1 pseudogene is annotated in these 285 nt (G+C 35.8%); it reads left to right on the top strand.

The annotated features are described in order from the left end of the window. Positions 1-244, top strand: a pseudogene (locus tag ACSG5Z_RS31975) (sugar ABC transporter permease); the annotation flags it as partial. Positions 245-285 lie beyond the last annotated feature (41 nt).

Here is a 285-nt window from a genome sequence, read left to right as displayed (position 1 = left end):
ATATACGTTTAACTTTAATAACTTTAGAATCATCTATCTATTTAACGGCGGAGGTCCTGCTGTAGCTGGACAAGACGCAGGTGGAACAGATATTTTAATGTCATGGATTTATAAGTTAACGATGACTTCGGCGCAGTACGGGAAAGCGGCAGCTCTTACAATGATCTTATCGTTAATCGTTATTACAGTTGCGTTTTGGCAATTTAAGAGAACAAAATCATTCCAAGAAGAGGATATGATGTAAATGAATATTAAAAGACAAAAGATGTTACGTCTCTCATTAAG

This window comes from Bacillus pretiosus (assembly GCF_051294775.1).
In the GTDB taxonomy this organism is placed as follows: Bacteria; Bacillota; Bacilli; order Bacillales; family Bacillaceae_G; genus Bacillus_A; species Bacillus_A wiedmannii.
The sequence above is the reverse complement of the archived record's forward strand: the minus strand, read 5'-3'. Positions and strand labels throughout refer to the sequence as shown.